The organism is Polynucleobacter sp. MWH-Loch1C5, assembly GCF_018881775.1.
GTDB lineage: Bacteria > Pseudomonadota > Gammaproteobacteria > Burkholderiales > Burkholderiaceae > Polynucleobacter.
Window position 1 is genome coordinate 1,263,691 of the sequence record NZ_JACVPR010000001.1, and the last position, 15,747, is coordinate 1,279,437.

The 15,747-nt window shown below is 46.3% G+C and carries 15 protein-coding genes; 10 read left to right on the top strand and 5 right to left on the bottom strand.

Annotated features, from left to right (window positions below):
• Positions 1-40: 40 nt before the first annotated feature.
• From nuoN to ICE94_RS06440, 5 genes are all read left to right on the top strand, one after another.
• Complete coding sequence (gene nuoN, locus ICE94_RS06420) at positions 41-1,522, top strand: NADH-quinone oxidoreductase subunit NuoN (protein ID WP_216149963.1); 1,482 nt, start codon at positions 41-43, stop codon at positions 1,520-1,522.
• 4 nt (positions 1,523-1,526) lie between these two features.
• A complete protein-coding gene (locus ICE94_RS06425) occupies positions 1,527-1,838 on the top strand; it encodes a DUF2818 family protein (RefSeq protein ID WP_216149965.1) in 312 nt (103 codons plus the stop codon).
• Between the two features lie 14 nt (positions 1,839-1,852).
• Complete coding sequence (locus ICE94_RS06430) at positions 1,853-2,422, top strand: NUDIX domain-containing protein (protein WP_216151000.1); 570 nt, start codon at positions 1,853-1,855, stop codon at positions 2,420-2,422.
• Between the two features lie 97 nt (positions 2,423-2,519).
• Positions 2,520-3,485 carry a sodium-dependent bicarbonate transport family permease gene (locus tag ICE94_RS06435; RefSeq protein ID WP_216149967.1) on the top strand — a complete coding sequence of 322 codons (966 nt, stop codon included), beginning with the start codon at positions 2,520-2,522 and terminating at the stop codon, positions 3,483-3,485.
• A gap of 106 nt (positions 3,486-3,591) precedes the next feature.
• Complete coding sequence (locus ICE94_RS06440; RefSeq protein ID WP_216149969.1) at positions 3,592-4,524, top strand: class I SAM-dependent methyltransferase; 933 nt, start codon at positions 3,592-3,594, stop codon at positions 4,522-4,524.
• Positions 4,525-4,527: 3 nt separating this feature from the next.
• Here the strand turns inward: ICE94_RS06440 and ICE94_RS06445 are convergent, their stop codons facing one another.
• Genes ICE94_RS06445 through ICE94_RS06460 form a run of 4 tightly spaced genes read right to left on the bottom strand, consistent with a single transcriptional unit; the run spans position 4,528 to position 10,568 of the window.
• Positions 4,528-4,848 carry a P-II family nitrogen regulator gene (locus ICE94_RS06445; RefSeq protein WP_216149971.1) on the bottom strand — a complete coding sequence of 107 codons (321 nt, stop codon included), beginning with the start codon at positions 4,846-4,848 and terminating at the stop codon, positions 4,528-4,530.
• The gene (locus ICE94_RS06450) at positions 4,845-7,940 is read right to left on the bottom strand and encodes an efflux RND transporter permease subunit (protein ID WP_216149973.1); all 3,096 of its coding nucleotides are present in this window, start codon (positions 7,938-7,940) and stop codon (positions 4,845-4,847) included. The genes ICE94_RS06445 and ICE94_RS06450 overlap by 4 nt, the downstream gene beginning before the upstream one ends.
• Positions 7,937-9,280, bottom strand: a complete 1,344-nt coding sequence (locus ICE94_RS06455; protein ID WP_216149975.1) for an efflux RND transporter periplasmic adaptor subunit — start codon at positions 9,278-9,280, stop codon at positions 7,937-7,939. Before ICE94_RS06455 ends, ICE94_RS06450 begins: the two co-directional genes overlap by 4 nt.
• Before the next feature lies 1 nt (position 9,281).
• Complete coding sequence (locus ICE94_RS06460) at positions 9,282-10,568, bottom strand: TolC family protein (protein ID WP_216149977.1); 1,287 nt, start codon at positions 10,566-10,568, stop codon at positions 9,282-9,284.
• A gap of 208 nt (positions 10,569-10,776) precedes the next feature.
• Here ICE94_RS06460 and ICE94_RS06465 point away from each other — a divergent pair, with 208 nt between their 5' ends.
• Positions 10,777-11,253 (top strand): DUF1178 family protein, encoded by a 477-nt coding sequence (locus tag ICE94_RS06465; protein ID WP_216149979.1) that lies wholly within the window; start codon positions 10,777-10,779, stop codon positions 11,251-11,253.
• 57 nt (positions 11,254-11,310) lie between these two features.
• On the opposite strand, the gene ICE94_RS06470 is transcribed toward ICE94_RS06465, so the two are convergent.
• Complete coding sequence (locus ICE94_RS06470; protein ID WP_216149981.1) at positions 11,311-11,526, bottom strand: hypothetical protein; 216 nt, start codon at positions 11,524-11,526, stop codon at positions 11,311-11,313.
• Between the two features lie 169 nt (positions 11,527-11,695).
• On the opposite strand from ICE94_RS06470, the gene ICE94_RS06475 reads away from it, so the two are divergent.
• The 4 genes from ICE94_RS06475 (at position 11,696) to ICE94_RS06490 (ending at position 15,700) form a co-directional block, all read left to right on the top strand.
• A complete protein-coding gene (locus tag ICE94_RS06475; protein ID WP_216149983.1) occupies positions 11,696-13,189 on the top strand; it encodes a CoA-acylating methylmalonate-semialdehyde dehydrogenase in 1,494 nt (497 codons plus the stop codon).
• An 82-nt stretch (positions 13,190-13,271) separates the two neighbouring features.
• Positions 13,272-14,690, top strand: a complete 1,419-nt coding sequence (hemN, locus tag ICE94_RS06480; RefSeq protein WP_216149985.1) for an oxygen-independent coproporphyrinogen III oxidase — start codon at positions 13,272-13,274, stop codon at positions 14,688-14,690.
• A 9-nt stretch (positions 14,691-14,699) separates the two neighbouring features.
• A complete protein-coding gene (locus ICE94_RS06485) occupies positions 14,700-15,194 on the top strand; it encodes a hypothetical protein (RefSeq protein ID WP_216149987.1) in 495 nt (164 codons plus the stop codon).
• 77 nt (positions 15,195-15,271) lie between these two features.
• On the top strand, positions 15,272-15,700 hold the full coding sequence (locus tag ICE94_RS06490; RefSeq protein ID WP_216149989.1) for a DUF4395 family protein: 429 nt from the start codon (positions 15,272-15,274) through the stop codon (positions 15,698-15,700).
• Positions 15,701-15,747 lie beyond the last annotated feature (47 nt).

Here is a 15,747-nt window from a genome sequence, read left to right on the forward strand (position 1 = left end):
GAAAACGCTGAGCACTGCGTAATAGATAAGGAATAAAAAAATGCAAATGACAGACTTGATCGCTATGTTGCCCGAGTTGGTGATGCTTGTGATCACCTGCTTGATGCTGCTGACTGTTTTCATTAAAGAGCAAAAAGTCAATGATGAAGATGTTTTTGAGACTCCTCGTGCGAGTCAATTGACCTATCAACTGACATTAGTCACCTTATTGGGCTTAAGTTTTGCTTTTGGTTTGCAGGCAGTCGACCAGCCAGTACATGCCTTTAATAATATGTTCTTGGTTGATGCGCTATCTAGCTTATTAAAGTCTGTCGCTTGTTTAGCATTACTGATTAGCTTGATTTATTCAAAGCAATACTTAGTCGATCGTGGCTTGTTTAGAGTTGATTTCTTTGCTCTCACGATGCTGTCTTTGTTGGGCCAGTGTATTTTGATTTCAGGCTCTAACTTAATGAGTCTGTATCTTGGCTTAGAGTTAATGGCTTTGCCTGTCTATGCGCTCGTTGCTATGCAAAGAGATTCGCGCTGGAGTATTGAGGCGGCGATGAAGTATTTTGTACTCGGTGCTATGGCTTCTGGTTTCTTGCTCTACGGTATGTCGATGCTCTATGGTGCGACAGGTAGCCTAGACCTCAATGAAATTTATAGAGCAGTCGGTAGCGGTGGTATCAACCGTTTGGTCTTGGCGTTTGCAGTTGTATTCATTGTCTCTGGTTTGGCATTCAAGCTGGGTACGGTGCCGTATCACATGTGGGTACCTGATGTATATCAGGGTGCTCCTACCGCGGTTACGCTCTTAATTGCTGGTGCACCTAAATTGGCGGCATTTGCTTTGGTCTTCCGTCTCTTGGTGGGTGGTTTATTGCCTCTGACTGCTGATTGGCAGCCGATGATTATGATCTTGGCCGTTTTATCATTGATCGTCGGTAACCTGACTGCGATTGCGCAAAGCAATCTGAAACGTATGTTGGCGTACTCGACTATTTCGCATATGGGTTTCATGATTTTAGGTATGTTGTCCATCTTTGATCAGCATGCCTATACTGCGGCATTGTTTTACGCAGTGACTTATGTGCTCACTACTTTGGGTTCATTTGGCCTCTTGATGCTCTTATCGCGTCAGGGCTATGAGTGTGAAACACTCGATGACTTAAAAGGCTTGAATAAGAGAAATCCATGGATGGCCTTTATTGGTTTGATATTAATGTTCTCTCTAGCAGGTATTCCGCCAACCGTTGGCTTTGCTGCTAAGTTATCGATCTTGGAAACGATTGTTGATGCGGGTTATCTCTACCTGGCTATCATTGCAGTGCTCACCTCTTTGATCGGTGCTTTTTATTACCTCAGAGTCGTCAAAGTCATGTACTTTGATGAGCCTATTCAGACTGAAGCGATTGCCGCTCAGGGTATAGCTAAAGCGATTTTTACTGTGAATGGCTTATTTGTTTTGTTGGCCGGTATTTTCCCTGCCACTTTAATGGCTTTGTGTTTGAGTGCGATGAGTAAAACTCTGTTAAGCTAATTCTATGCAGCCAGTCACACTAAGCATTGAGTCTTGGATATTTATATTGGTCGCCCTCGTGGCGGCCAATTTACCTTTCTTGTCCCAAAAATTTTTATTTATCGTCAGACTCAATAAAAAGCATATCGGCTGGTGTTTGTTAGAAATGTTAGTTTGGTATGCTGTGGTTGGGTTCATCGCTTATGCATTAGAGGCCTCGATTGGCAATGTTTTTGCTAAACGTTGGGAGTTTTTTGCAATCACGATCAGTCTTTTCTTAGTGGCCGCCTTTCCTGGTTTTACTTGGCGCTTCTTGCTTAAACATCGCGCCGAATAGTGAAGCCCCCACAACTGCAAGACCTGCCTGAAAGTGATGCGCATTTGCGCGAGACCTGTACCTCATCTGCTGAGGTTTATCAGGGTCAGTTTTTAAAAGTCAAAAAAGATATCGTGCGTTTGCCCGATGGCCAAGAACACTTTCGTGAGTACTTTGTTCATCCTGGTGCAGTCGCCATCGTGCCGATTTTGCCGGATGGTCGTATCTTGTTAGAAAGACAGTTTCGCTATCCAGTCGATGCTGCCATGATTGAGATCCCCGCAGGCAAGCTAGATCCCAATGAAGATCCTTTGGTGTGTGCCCAGCGTGAACTCAAAGAAGAGACTGGCTATACCGCGACAGAATGGTCCTACCTGGGTAGGATTCATCCTGTGATTTCTTATTCGACAGAAATCATCGAAATTTACATGGCAAAAAATTTAGTGCAGGGGACAGCAAAATTGGATGCTGGGGAGTTCCTTGATGTGTTTGCCGCCACCCTCAGTGAGATGCATGAATGGATCGCCACCGGGCAAATTACCGATGTCAAAACCATTATCGCGGTCTATCATCTCAGTCGTTTGCCGCAGTTTCGGGACATGTAAGATAGTCTTGGTTTCAACAAGACGGAAGAGGCAAAAAATAGCCTTAGTTTTTGAAGATTACTTGCCTTAATTGTGCGCTGCAAAATAAAATAGCGTTATGGCCAATTTCATCGATCCTGCAATCCTATTTTTCGTTTTCGGCTTTTTTGCTGGCTTTGTTAAATCGAATCTAGAGATTCCTCCGCAAATCTCCCGTTTCTTATCTCTCTATCTTTTGATGGCTTTGGGGTTAAAGGGTGGTTTTGCTCTCGCACAATCAGGTTTCACAGCGCATGTGGCGCTGAGCTTGGGTATTGCAGTATTTATGGCCATCTTGGTGCCGTTGGTCGCTTATTCATTACTGAGTCGAGTCATCAGCCGTTTTGACGCGGCTGCTTTAGCCGCCACTTATGGCTCAGTGAGTGCGGTCACTTTCATTACTGCCACCCAACACTTAGATCAGTCGGGTATTGCCTATGGGGGCCATATGGCCGCGGCGATGGCTTTGATGGAATCCCCAGCGATCATCATTGCGATCCTTTTTGCGAATCGCGTACGTCAGTCTCAGGCCAATGGTCAACAAGTAGAAAATGTGAGCATCGGTAAATTACTTCACGAGTCATTTACCGATGGAGCACAGCTCTTGCTCTTGGGGGCGATGGTGGTCGGTTTGGCTACAGGGGATGGTGGTCAAAAAGTCATGGGCCCGTTTTCTGTTGATTTATTTAAAGGGATGTTGGCCTTCTTCCTCTTAGATATGGGTTTGACAGCGGCACGCAACTTTAAGAGTGTGCTCAGCCAATCATTCTTTGTGGCACTTTATGGGGTCGTCGCTCCGATCACCCATGCGATGGTGGCACTCGGGCTTTGTTATATCTTTGGCCTGCCTCTCGGTGAGACAGTCTTGCTGATGGTTTTGGCAGCCAGTGCCTCTTACATTGCCGTGCCTGCAGTGCTTCGAGAGTCCATGCCGGAGGCCAACCCAGGTCTTTACTTTGGCATGTCTTTAGGGCTCACATTTCCCCTCAACATCATTGTGGGTATACCGCTCTACACTTGGATTGCGGAACAAGTGATACGCTAGGCTTTGTTAAGGGAATACCCCTAGCCTCAAGTTGTATCACTTAGTGTCCAATACAGGCTGTTTTGAGAGATCTTCTCTAAAAAAGCCCCCATAGTCGAGTTCAATAGTGAAAAAATGCCAACAATGTGGAACTGAGGTTCTTCATCAAGAACAACATCAAGACGCCAAATCAAAAGCGTCTTTAGAAATCCTACATTGCCATCATTGTGGTTTGATTCAGCAGGCCCATATTCCAACGGAAGACGAGTTAAAGATCTATTACTCGCATCACTATCGTACTGACTACAAGAGTGTTTATCAGCCCAAAATCAAATATGTTAGACGCGCTGGTTTGGCGGCGCTCGATCGGGTTCATTTTTTAGAAAAGCATTTAGGCAAGATCCATGGTCAGCAGTTGATTGATATCGGTGCTGGTGGTGGTGAGTTTGTTTATATGGCTCATAGCCATGGCTTTGCCGCGCGTGGCATTGAGCCTAATCAAGGGTATTCTGAGTTTGCACGCCAGGTCTACGACATGCGGATTGACACTGCGACGATTGATGCTTTGGAGGCTCAATCAGCGGACGTGATCACGATGTTTCATGTGCTTGAGCATATGCCTAAACCCGATGCGGTGATGCGTAAAGTATTTGAGTCACTCAAGCCAGGCGGGTATTTTTTTGTCGAAGTGCCCAACATCTTGCAGCAAGATGCATCACCACACAACATTTACTTTAAAGCACATTTGTACTATTTTAGTGAATATAGTTTGCGGGCCATTGCTGAACCTTATTTTGAAGTGCAAGCGCTTGAGTCCCACGGTAATTTAAAAATGCTTTTTAAAAAGCGTGAGATTGTGAAAAACTTCGCAGCACCCAGCCCAGCGACGATTGAGTTACAGAAAAAAGCGCTGTCTCAAAAGGGGTGGTTGAGTTACTTAACAGTGGGTGGAGGTTGGAAGAAACCTCTACGTCGCGTGTCTCAATATCGTGCAGAGGCACAGATCAAAGACATGAGCCCTAAAGTTTTGTTAGACCAATTGCGCTGCGCTAAACCCTAATTATCACAGGCCCTTAGCAATAAAAGCGGCTTTAGTCACATCAGTCATCCAGACAATGCCGTCACCGACTTGACCGGTTTGGCAGACGTGGATAATTTTGTCCATGAGGAGATCTGCGACCTCATCGGGGCAGACGATTTCAATACGGATCTTTTGTGTGTAATCCGTTAACTCATCTTTAATCGACGCTTTTTCTACTTTGTTAGGGGCGCTGCAACCCTCAGCTTTCGAGACCGTCATTCCTGGAAAGCCAGGGGTATCCATCAAGGTGTTTCTCAGGATGGGTAATTTATTTGGGCGAATGATGGCTTTGATTTCTTTCATGCTTCTGTCTCCTTATCTTCAAACCATCCGTAGAGTACGGGTAAAACCAAGAGTGTTAATGAGGTAGAGGTAATCAACCCTGAAATCACAACGACTGCCAAGGGGCGGGTCACTTCAGAGCCGGGACCGCTGGAGAATAGCATGGGGATCAGTGCGAGCATCGCAACGCTCGCAGTCATCATGACAGGTCTAAAGCGATGTGTGCAACCATCGATGAGAGCCTCTCGCAATGAGAGCCCATCTTCACGTAATTGTTTAATGAAGGAGACGAGGACCACGCCATTCAAAACGGCAATACCCCATAAATTGATGAAGCCGACTGCCGCTGGAACAGAGAGGTATTCCCCTGAGATTAAAAGACCAAAAACGCCACCAATCGAAGCGAAAGGTAAGACCAAGATAATGAGGCCTGCTAAGCGGACTGACTTAAACAGCATAAATAGCAAGAAGAAGATAGCGGCGATGGTCAATGGAATGATGATCATTAGGCGAGCCATGGCACGTTCCATATTCTCAAACTGGCCACCCCATTCTAGGTAATAACCACTGGGGATAGTCATCTCTTTGGCTATCCGAGTTTGCGCTTCTTTTACAAAGCCACCCAAATCGCGACCGGTGACGTTAACACCAATCACGAGGCGACGTTTACCCGATTCACGGGAGATCTGAGCGGGACCATCAATAATCGCAATTTCAGCCAAATCTTTCATTAAGACCAGTGCGCCATTAGGGGAGCGCAAAGCAATATTTTCGATCGCTTTAATATCATTACGGTAGTCGATAGGGTAGCGTAGGACCAGTGGAAAGCGTCTTTCCCCTTCAAAGACTGTTGTGGCTTGCTTGCCACCGATGGCCGTTTCGATCACATCATTGACATCTGCTACGTTGATACCATGACGCGCAATCGCATCACGATTAATTTTGATATTGATGTAGTTTTGGCCTGAGACTTGTTCAATACGTAAGTCAGTGCTACCCGGTGTGCTACTAAGAATCACACCCATTTGGGTGCCTAAATTTTTCAGTGTCTCTAAGTCATCGCCAAAGATCTTGACAGCCACTTGCGAGCGTACGCCCGAGACCATTTCATCAACACGAGCAGCGATGGGTTGTGAAATCGCTAGCTCAATACCAGGGAGGGTCTTGAGTTTTTCACGAATTTGATTCGCAATTTCTTCTTGTGTCAGATCGCGATCACCTAATGGTTTTAGAGACACAATCGGATCAGACTCAAAAGGTTGCCCAGGATCTGCGGGTGACTCACCGCGACCTAAGCGGGAGACGGCTTTTTCTACACCCGGAATGGTCATGATGCGCTTCATCGCCTCGAATTCAAGCTTGATCGATTCTTCTAATGAGATATTTGGAGCGCGCACAATTACAGGCGTGACAGCACCTTCTTGCATCACTGGAATAAATGCTTTACCCAAGAGCACAAAGCCTACCAAGCTCGCACCTAGGGCCAATATCGAGCGCTGTACAACCTGTTTTGGATTGGCCAAACACCAGTCTAGCCAGCGCATATAGGGCGCCTTGAGTTTGGCGACGAATTTCGTATCGTGCTCAGCGCCCCCCTTGAGGATGTAGGAGCACAGTACTGGAGACAGGGTGAAGGACAGAAGTAGGGAGATAGTTAATGCAATAGCGATGGTGAGAGCCAAAGGTGCAAACATCTTTCCTTCCATGCCTTCTAATGAGAGCAAAGGCATGAAGACCAAAATAATGATACCCACGCCAAAGAGCACGGGTTTGCCGACTTCAGCTGCAGCTTCTAAAACAATACGATTCTTGGATTCACCTTGCTTTAAGCGCTCACCGAGTTTGGCAAAGGTATTTTCAACCACAACGACTGAACCGTCGACCATAATACCAATCGCAATCGCAAGACCTCCTAAGGACATGAGGTTCGCAGAGATGCCATAGCGATTCATCATTAAGAAAGTCAACAATGGTGTCAGTACGAGCGTCGCCACCACAATCAGAGATGAGCGCACATCGCCTAAGAAAATAAAGAGCACGATGATCACCAAGATGATGCCCTCAATCAACACCTTGGCCACGTTAAACATAGCCGCATTGACGAGATCGGTACGGTCATAGAAGGGGACGATCTGCAAACCTTCTGGTAGCAGACGTAATTCATTAATCTCTTCTACCTTGGTTTTGATACGATTTACGACCTCACGCGCATTAGCGCCGCGAACCATTTGCACAATACCGGCTACAGATTCAGTGGCCCCATTTTTAATAATGGCCCCTTGTCTGACTTCGCTACCAATGGTGACTTCGGCCACGTTTTTCACAAAGACTGGCGTGCCGCGTACTTCTTTAAGAACAATCTGTCCAATATCTTCGGTTTTTGTAATGAGGCCTAAGCCACGAATCAAATAACGTTCGGCAAATACGGGGAGTTGCCCGCCGCCAGAGTTAGCGTTATTGCGTGCCAGGGCTGTATACACATCTTCAAGACGTAGTTGATAGTGGCGTAAGCGATCTGGGTTTACTAAAACGTGATATTCCTGTGCATAGCCGCCCATGGTATTAATTTCAGCAACCCCAGGGATGGAGCGCAACATGGGGCGTACCACCCAATCTTGGATGATGCGACGTTCCTTGAGTTCATCGACTGTCAATTCGCGATTACCATCGCTAGGGTGTTCTATGGTGTATTGGTAGATTTCACCCAGACCTGTAGAGGGTGGCGCCATGACAGGTGCCACGCCCTCAGGCATACGAGGCACCACCTCCATTAAGCGCTCCATGACTAGCTGGCGAGCAAAGTAGATATCTGTTTTATCCGTAAACACTAAAGTAACGACAGAAATACCGTTACGGTTTAAAGAGCGCATTTCTACTAGACCGGGCATGCCTGTCATGGCAATCTCAATCGGTACTGTGATGAAACGTTCGACTTCTTCAGGTGAGCGACCGGGTGCCTCGGTGGCGACCTGGACCTGAACGTTGGTTACATCAGGAAAGGCATCTACAGATAATTTCTTGACAGCCAAGAGGCCGACAAAAAACAAGGCAATAGAAATAACAATGACTAAGAGTCGCTGCTGGAGAGCGAAGCGGACAATTCTGTCAATCATTTGCTACCACCGCTTAACTGCTTTTTACGTTCTGTATTGAGGTGGTAAGCCCCTTTGGTGGCAATTTTTTGACCGGCTTCAATGCCTGAGTAAATGGGGCGCAAGCCTTTGCTCTCAGGCCCTGTTTTGACGGTCACCATCTTGAAAACATTATCTTCGCCACGCACAAACAGGTGGTCATAGTTACCATCACGAACGACCGCTTCTGCGGGGACTGTGAGGGCCGGTACAGGTTCACTTTCAATGAGCATAGTCGCTAACATGCCAGGGCGTAAGCGTCGATCTTTATTGTTCACCTCGGCACGCATCTTCACAGTACGAGTTTCCGGGTTCACGATAGAGCTGACAAAAGACACTTCACCATCGATGATGGCGTTGTTTAAGGCCACAATCTGAATTTGTAGTTTCTGACCCTTTTTAATCAAAGGCGCATTCGTTTCTGGAATATTCGCGATGGCCCATAAATGATCCAAGTTAGCAATCGTAAATAAGGCATCAGAAGGCTGCACGACTTGGCCGCGATTAATTTGACGCTCAACCACTTCGCCTGGAATGGTTGCAGTGACGGGGTTGATCGATTCAATCACGCCTGTTTGTGCCAAACGATCAATACTTTTTCTGGTCATACCTTGCACCAGTAATTGATCTTGAGAAGCGCGAAGTTCAGCTCGGGCATTGGCAGCCTCCGATTCACGACGCTGTAATTCAGCCAAAGCAATCACATCTTCCTTATAGAGAATCTTGGCACGTTCAGCGGCGCGGTTAGCCAGATCGCTGGTATTGCGTGCTTTGATATAAGCCAGTTGTGATTGAGTCAGTTCGGTAGATGTGATCTTTGCTAGTAAATCACCTTCTTTCACGACCTGACCTGGCAATGCGAGCATTTCGGTGACGCGACCTGTAACATTAGCACCAATGCGAGCTAAGTGGGATTCATGAAAATCAACGCGTCCGGATACGCGCACCACTTCAATGAAAGGGCGCACGGCGACCTCGCCGATTTCCACCATATTCAGAATATCCTCGTTCACGTACACTACTTCGGGGTCTTGGATACGAACCGGTGAGGGCTTATGGTCGAAGACATCAAAAATATAGAGAATGAAAACGAACAAAATGACCCAAGGTAACAAGGGGGTCGCCGATTGAACTGCAGCAGGGGATTTATCAAAAACCTCTACTAGTTTGGGCGCTTTTTTATTAGCTAGTTCACGAGTCGTTTTATTAATGGTTTCCTGAAACTCCTTGGCGACATCAATCGCTTGGCCCGATTGCTTGATAGCCCAGTCTTTGATGGGAACCACTTTATCGCGAAGACTTTGTAAGAGAGGTAATTTCATCTTAAGGGTTTGCTTTGACTAAAAGGTTATCGGGATTGGCGCGTAAACGTTCGATTTCAATAATGATGCTAGCGAGTTCGAATTTGGCACGGATCAAGTCTGCACGAGCAGCACGCAAAGTTCTTTGAGCATCCAAGTACTCTAAAAGGCCACGTTCTCCAAAGCGAAACGAAGCTTCAGCAATTCGACGTGCATCGGTGGCTTGTTGGATCACTTCATTTTCGAGCGTGCGTACTTGATATGAAGAAATTTCATATTGCTCATAAGCCAGCTCAAGCTGAGTTTCAAGTAATTGAGTTTGATAGTTCAATTGATTCTGTGAGCGAGCGACATTGGCCGCTGCCTCACGTACTTGACCGATCCGCCAGTCCCAAATCGGAATCGTCACTACCACGCCATAGCTACGATTGGTAAAGTCCGGTTCTTTGTTTTCTTGCCCTTTAAAGGCTAATTGAGGTAGGCGGGTATTTCTCTCTAGGCTTAGGCGAGATTGATTACTCTCGAGCTGGAGACGGGCGCGATTAATTTCGGGGTTTTGCGCTTTTACTTCAGCCAAGAGAGTCTCTAGCGAAGGAAGGTTGTCCTTCGGAATATCTTGAAACTTAATTTCAAACTGAGTGGGTAGATTTTTAGTGCCCACCACTAAGCGTAATTGAGCCTTCGCTTGATCTAAGCGTGATTTGGCTGCTTGAGTATTGATTTGCACATTGAGTAAGTCGGTTTCAGCACGAATTAACTCAAACTTCGCTGTTTCACCGACTTGATAACGTAGGCGGATGCGATCGCGGATTTGGCGAGTTAAATCAAGGTCTTCATTGGCCGCTTTAAGCTCTTCAACACGACGAATGTATTCGTAGTAGCGAGTTTTGACGCGCGCCACAATTTCATGTCGTTTTAAGAGCTCTGAGGCCTCAATCGCCTTGAGATTTTTCTCCGCCGCATTGACGCGAGGTACACGCATATAAGGCATGTCTATGGGTTGTGTCACTGACAGGGATTCCACAGTGCTCACGCTGCCACCTTGGCGTTTTTGGTCACCTCGCAAGGTTTCAAATTGTGGGTTTGGAATAGCTCGAGCAGTACTCAGTTGTCCTGCAGCTGCTTGAGTCTCATTTTTAGAGATTTGGACTTCCGCATTATTTTCCAGCGCCAAACTAATTAAATCGTTAAGTTGAAGCTGTTTTATTTTCGCAGTCGGGTTGGCACTCACCCAGGATGAGCTAAGAGCACATGCACTCATAGCAAGGGCGCTGAGCAAGTGACTCCATTGGAGTCGGCTGGCTTTCATGAGTATTTTTTTATTAGCCAAAATCGTTGTCTCTTATTAATCTAGTCTTACTAGTTTTTATGAATGTAATCATCATAGATTGTATTAGGATAACTAGGGTTAGCCCTTATGAAAACGGGGCTTTGTGGCACAATAGAGGTGCAGGTGCACCATTTAAAAAGTATTTCACTTGAAAACTTCTAGATTGGCACCAAATAGATGACGAATCATGAAAGTTTATAACCTCGCTTGCCCATTAGATCACCACTTTGAAGGTTGGTTTGCTTCAGAGCAGGATGCGCATGACCAGCAAGAGCAAGGCCTCTTGCGCTGTCCAGTCTGCGATAGTGATGAGATCACTCGTTTACCCTCTGCGCCTAGAATTTCAAAAAAAATGGCCGAGCCCCCAGTGGAAACCGTCCCAGCCGATACTGGCAATGCCATGGTGCTCTCAGGCAATGAAAGTGCTAAGTTACAGGCGCAGATCCAGGCGACGATGCTTAAAGCCATGCGTGATCTGATGCAAAAAACGGAAGACGTGGGCGATAACTTTGCCGAAGAGGCGCGCAAGATTCATTATCGTGAAGCTCCTGAGCGCAGTATTCGTGGTCAAACGAGTGCTGACGAGGCTGCTGAATTGCGGGAAGAGGGTATTGATGTGATTGCCTTACCGGTTATCCCCGCTCTTAAAGATACTCTGCAATAAGGATTCATTCGGTCTTTATTCGTCCTGCCCTCAAAGATTGGGGCAAATCAGTTGCGCTTAACGGGTCGGTACGACCTTTTTTTGGCGCGTGAGGTCTTCTACGGGGACCTCGTCGGGTCTTAAACGTCTTTCGCAGACTGGTTTTCCTTCGAATACGCGCATCATGGAGCAATCTTTGCCTGCTGACTCCGACACAGCATGGTCCGTCGGGCTTTTGCCTGTCGCTACGGTTGTGCCTACGCTAGCCGCTGTGACCGGGTAGGTAGCTACCATGGCACAGCCACTCAGGCTTGTCGCGCAGAGCGTAAGACCAAAATAGATAAAAGCTCTAAAATAATTGGGTGTCATTAATTAGCAATGTATTGATCGGTAAAAAGTTCAAACAGGCTATAGTTGCAGCAGTCATACTATAAACACTATAAATGAAGCAGGAGACAAAAATATGTCAATAATTATTGGCCACCATATTAATGGGCAACAAGTGCAGTTTGGGGGTGCTACAGCACCCGTTTATGAACCCGCAACGGGGGCTGTTCGTGCCCAAGTTGAATTGGCCAATGCTGATCAAGTCGGTCAGGCAGTAGCTGCCGCGAAAGCGGCTTTCCCAGCCTGGTCAACGACCCCTGTGACCCGTCGCGCGAAGGTCATGTTCAATTTCAAGCAGATTATCGAGGCACGCGTTAATGAATTAGCTGAAGCTATTACACGTGAACACGGTAAAACTTTTGATGATGCCAAAGGTGAAATCGCTCGTGGTTTAGAGGTAGTTGATTTTGCATGTGGTATTCCGCAGTTACTCAAAGGTGAGTACACCGAGCAAATTGCCACAGGCATGGATGCCTGGACGATGCGTCAAGCATTAGGTGTATGTGCCGGTATTACTCCTTTTAATTTCCCGGCGATGGTGCCGATGTGGATGTATCCCGTGGCGATCGCTTGCGGCAATACATTTGTACTCAAGCCTTCAGAGCGTGATCCATCAGCCACTCTACTCGTTGCAAAGTGGTTGGAGGAGGCTGGTTTGCCCAAGGGTGTATTTAATGTGGTGCAGGGAGATAAAACAGCCGTTGATGCATTGTTAGCACACCCCGATGTCAAAGCAATTAGTTTTGTCGGTTCAACACCGATTGCTTCTTATATCTATGAGACAGCGGCTAAGCATGGCAAGCGTGTACAGGCTTTGGGCGGTGCAAAAAATCATATGGTGGTGATGCCTGATGCAGATTTAAACCAGGCAGTTGATGCTTTGATGGGTGCCGCTTACGGTTCTGCAGGTGAGCGCTGTATGGCGATTTCTGTAGCGGTGGCTGTGGGTGATGTAGGTGATGCCTTGATTCAGAAATTAGCAGAGCGCATCAAAACCCTTAAAGTCAGCAATGGACTCACACCGGGTGCTGATATGGGCCCATTAGTAACGAAGGCCCATCTAGAGAAAGTCACTTCTTATGTAGAGTCAGGTCTTAACGAAGGCGCCAAACTGATTGTGGATGGCCGTGGTATTCAGGTGGTGGGTTGTGAAAACGGTTTCTTCTTAGGAGGTTGCTTGTTTGATCACGTCACGCCTGAGATGAAAATCTACCGCGAAGAAATCTTTGGCCCTGTATTAAGTGTCATGCGTGTGCCTGATGTGGCAACAGCGATTAATTTGATTAATGCTCATGAGTACGGTAACGGTACGGCTATCTTTACGCGTGACGGTAATACCGCCCGCGAATTCGTCAGCCGTATTCAAGTAGGTATGGTGGGTGTGAATGTGCCAATTCCAGTACCTATGGCATTCCACTCATTCGGGGGTTGGAAACGCAGTTTGTTTGGAGATCATCATGTGCATGGTCCTGAGGGCGTTCGCTTTTACACCCGTATGAAGGCTGTCACACAGCGTTGGCCAGAAACCATCGCCGCAGGTCCTAGCTTTACGATGCCAGTCAACGGCTAAAAAAGACCTTTTTTCTGCAAAATCAGGCTTGCATTTGATTTAACGCAGAAAGTCTACACAGGCTGGTCACTACAATGATGGGGTGACCAGCCCTCATCTTCGTCTCGTATCTAATGCCTCTGAGGCTTTATTTCAGCCTGAGCTCTTGCGGCGTTTTGATATTAATGGCCCGCGCTATACCTCCTATCCTACGGCCGATCGATTTAGCGCTGATTTTGGTGAATCTGATTATCTTTTAGCTCTCAAGCGAGTGGCAGCAGAGCAAAAGCCGCTATCGCTTTATTTTCATATCCCTTTTTGTCCCAATATTTGTTACTACTGTGGTTGTAACAAGATTATTACGAAGGATCATCGTCGTAGCGCTCAATACATTCGATATTTGGCGCAAGAGATGGATCAGGTCGTTACTGCGATGGGTCGACTAGGGAGAAAGATTCCAATTAAGCAATTGCATTGGGGCGGGGGTACACCCACTTTTTTATCGCATGATGAGATGAAAGAGCTCATGGCTCATATCCAAAGCCATTTTGAGTTTTTGGATGGCGGCGAATACTCGATTGAGATTGATCCTCGCCGTGTGCAAGAGTCTGATATCGCTCTCTTGGCTGATTTGGGCTTTAATCGCATTAGCTTGGGAGTTCAGGACTTTAATCCCGATGTGCAAAAAGCGGTACACCGCATCCAAACGATTTCTGAAACGCAGGCTGTTCTGGATTGGTCTCGAAAGTATGGTTTTACTTCAAGTAGTGTGGATCTGATTTATGGTTTACCGAAACAGACACCGAAGACTTTTTCTGAAACGGTAGCGGCAGTGATTCAGATGAATCCTGATCGCTTATCGGTCTATAGCTATGCGCATTTACCTCATTTATTTAAGCCGCAACGCCGCATTGCTGAGATAGATTTACCCATCGCAGTCGACAAGTTACAAATCTTAGCCAATACCATTGAGCAGTTACAAGATGCCGGCTATGGCTTTATTGGTATGGATCATTTTGCAAAACCAGATAACGAGCTCAGTGTGGCGCAAAGGGAAGGGCGCTTGCATCGTAATTTCCAGGGTTATTCAACCCAAGCTGAGTGTGATCTATTGGCATTTGGTGTTTCATCCATTGGTAAGGTAGATAATGCCTATGTACAAAATGTCAAAACCACAGATGAGTATTATGCAGCGCTTGATCAAGGCCATTTGCCTGTGATGCGTGGATTGATACTCAGCGCTGATGATCTGTTGCGTCGCGAGTTAATCAGTGAGTTGATGTGTCAATTTTCTTTAGATACAAAAGCATTTGCCCAAAAGTACCAGATTGATTTTCTGACTTACTTCGAGGATGAGTATCGCGAGCTTCAAGATTTACAGCGTTCAGGCCTTGTGGAGCTGAGTGAACATGGCATCCATGTGCCATTGCGTGGGCGCTTATTAGCACGTCGGGTAGCGATGGTCTTTGATCGTCACTTGCGTTTGGCAAAGACAAGTTCGGCTTATTCGAAAGTTTTATAGGAGAGTATTTTGCGTTTATTTTTGAAGAGCATCATAGGATTCATTTCATTGTTCGCTGTGCACAATATCGTCTTGGCCCAAGCAAATGCGATCACTATTGGTGTCGAAGTGAGTCAGAAAAACTTTACTGATCAATACGAAAGAGATCTCTTAATCCAAAAAACGACTGAGTGGATTTTCTTTGCTCCCGATCATGCTGCTAGTGAAATCATGAACCAAGTTTTAGAGGGTAAGGAGCAGCATGAGCTTGCTCAAAAAAATATGGTCTATTTAGCCGACATTAGCAAAATGCCAAGCTTAGTGAGTCGTTTTGTCGCATTGCCGAATATGCAAAAACTCAAATATTCAATCGGTTTGGGCCAGGATGCCCAGACATTGGCCATGTTTCCGCGTCAAAAAGCGTCAGTCACCATCTTGCGTTTGGAGAACTGGCGGGTCGTTGAAATACGTTTTTCACAAGACAGCCATAAGCTTAAAGACCTCTTGGTGACAGGGCGTCTATAGTTAGGCTAAAACCCTAGATGACTAATCTAAAAACATAATATAAACTTATATATTATTAAGTGATAAAAGGAGTAAACATGCTACGTTTTGATATCCCTCCCGTGAATGCCAATGTGGCTCGCTTTGAGGCATTCATTACATTTGCCGTATGTTTAGTGGCGCTCTTAGGCTTTCCATACCTCCTGCCGATCTTGGCTCTGATGGGTTTAGTCAGAGGTTTTTTTGGGCACTATCGCTGCCCATCCCATCGTTTGTTCTCAGCGGTCATGAACCGTATGGGCATTGCCGGAAAAAAAGAGAACGCGGGCGCCAAGATGTTTGCTAACAAAATTCTGTTTATTGCAGCGAGCGTCGCAAGTATCTTGTTTTTTACCGGTCATCCATTTTGGGTCGTACCAACAACTGCGCTGATCATTTTCTCCAGTATGGAATGGATGTTTTCATTCTGTGCTGCATGTTGGGCTTATGGTTATTGGTATAAGGTTTTTCCGCCTAAAGCCAATTGATCTAGACAAACTTCTTACATTCTTTATAAGGGCCTAAATAAAGGCCC